We start from the raw sequence: 2339 nt of genomic DNA on the forward strand, positions 1-2339 counted from the left end.
TGGTTAAGTCCTCGATCGATTAGTATCAGTCAGCTCCACATGTCGCCATGCTTCCACCTCTGACCTATCTACCTGGTCATCTTCCAGGGATCTTACTCACATAAAGTGATGGGAAATCTCATCTCGAGGGGGGCTTCATGCTTAGATGCTTTCAGCACTTATCCCTTCCGCACATAGCTACCCAGCGATGCCTTTGGCAAGACAACTGGTACACCAGCGGTGCGTCCATCCCGGTCCTCTCGTACTAAGGACAGCTCCTCTCAAATTTCCTGCGCCCACGACGGATAGGGACCGAACTGTCTCACGACGTTCTGAACCCAGCTCGCGTACCGCTTTAATGGGCGAACAGCCCAACCCTTGGGACCGACTACAGCCCCAGGATGCGATGAGCCGACATCGAGGTGCCAAACCTCCCCGTCGATGTGGACTCTTGGGGGAGATAAGCCTGTTATCCCCGGGGTAGCTTTTATCCGTTGAGCGATGGCCCTTCCATGCGGAACCACCGGATCACTAAGCCCGACTTTCGTCCCTGCTCGACTTGTAGGTCTCGCAGTCAAGCTCCCTTGTGCCTTTACACTCTGCGAATGATTTCCAACCATTCTGAGGGAACCTTTGGGCGCCTCCGTTACTCTTTAGGAGGCGACCGCCCCAGTCAAACTGCCCACCTGACACTGTCTCCCACCCCGATAAGGGGCGCGGGTTAGAATTTCAATACAGCCAGGGTAGTATCCCACCAACGCCTCCACCGAAGCTGGCGCTCCGGTTTCCAAGGCTCCTACCTATCCTGTACAAGCTGTACCAAAATTCAATATCAGGCTACAGTAAAGCTCCACGGGGTCTTTCCGTCCTGTCGCGGGTAACCTGCATCTTCACAGGTACTATAATTTCACCGAGTCTCTCGTTGAGACAGTGCCCAGATCGTTACGCCTTTCGTGCGGGTCGGAACTTACCCGACAAGGAATTTCGCTACCTTAGGACCGTTATAGTTACGGCCGCCGTTTACTGGGGCTTCGATTCGCACCTTCGCTTGCGCTAAGCACTCCTCTTAACCTTCCAGCACCGGGCAGGCGTCAGCCCCTATACTTCGCCTTACGGCTTCGCAGAGACCTGTGTTTTTGCTAAACAGTCGCCTGGGCCTATTCACTGCGGCTCTTCGAGGCTATGCACCCCAAAGAGCACCCCTTCTCCCGAAGTTACGGGGTCATTTTGCCGAGTTCCTTAACGAGAGTTCTCTCGCTCACCTTAGGATTCTCTCCTCGCCTACCTGTGTCGGTTTGCGGTACGGGCACCTTTTTCCTCGCTAGAGGCTTTTCTTGGCAGTGTGGAATCAGGAACTTCGCTACTATAATTCGCTCGCTGTCACAGCTCAGCCTTCACGATGACGGGATTTTCCTCATCATCAGCCTAACTGCTTAGACGCACATATCCAGCAGTGCGCTTACCCTATCCTCCTGCGTCCCCCCATTGCTCAAACGGAAAAGAGGTGGTACAGGAATATCAACCTGTTGTCCATCGTCTACGCCTATCGGCCTCGACTTAGGTCCCGACTAACCCTGAGCGGACGAGCCTTCCTCAGGAAACCTTAGGCATTCGGTGGATGGGATTCTCACCCATCTTTCGCTACTCATACCGGCATTCTCACTTCTAAGCACTCCACCAGTCCTTACGGTCTGACTTCACTGTCCTTAGAACGCTCTCCTACCACTGACACCTAGAGGTGTCAATCCACAGCTTCGGTGATACGTTTAGCCCCGGTACATTTTCGGCGCAGAGTCACTCGACCAGTGAGCTATTACGCACTCTTTAAATGGTGGCTGCTTCTAAGCCAACATCCTGGTTGTCTAAGCAACTCCACATCCTTTTCCACTTAACGTATACTTTGGGACCTTAGCTGGTGGTCTGGGCTGTTTCCCTTTCGACTACGGATCTTATCACTCGCAGTCTGACTCCCATGGATAAGTCTTTGGCATTCGGAGTTTGTCTGAATTCGGTAACCCGATGAGGGCCCCTAGTCCAAACAGTGCTCTACCTCCAAGACTCTTACACATGAGGCTAGCCCTAAAGCTATTTCGGAGAGAACCAGCTATCTCCAAGTTCGATTGGAATTTCTCCGCTACCCACACCTCATCCCCGCACTTTTCAACGTGCGTGGGTTCGGACCTCCATCCAGTGTTACCTGGACTTCATCCTGGACATGGGTAGATCACCTGGTTTCGGGTCTACGACCACATACTCATTCGCCCTGTTCAGACTCGCTTTCGCTGCGGCTCCGTCTCATCGACTTAACCTTGCATGGGATCGTAACTCGCCGGTTCATTCTACAAAAGGCACGCCATCAC

The 2339-nt window shown here is 53.2% G+C and carries 1 rRNA gene; it reads right to left on the minus strand.

The annotated features are described in order from the left end of the window. A 23S ribosomal RNA gene (locus tag BHE18_RS09790) occupies positions 1-2339 on the minus strand; the annotation flags it as partial.

The sequence above is a fragment of the Rossellomorea aquimaris genome, assembly GCF_001877785.1.
Taxonomy (GTDB): Bacteria; Bacillota; Bacilli; order Bacillales; family Bacillaceae_B; genus Rossellomorea; species Rossellomorea aquimaris_A.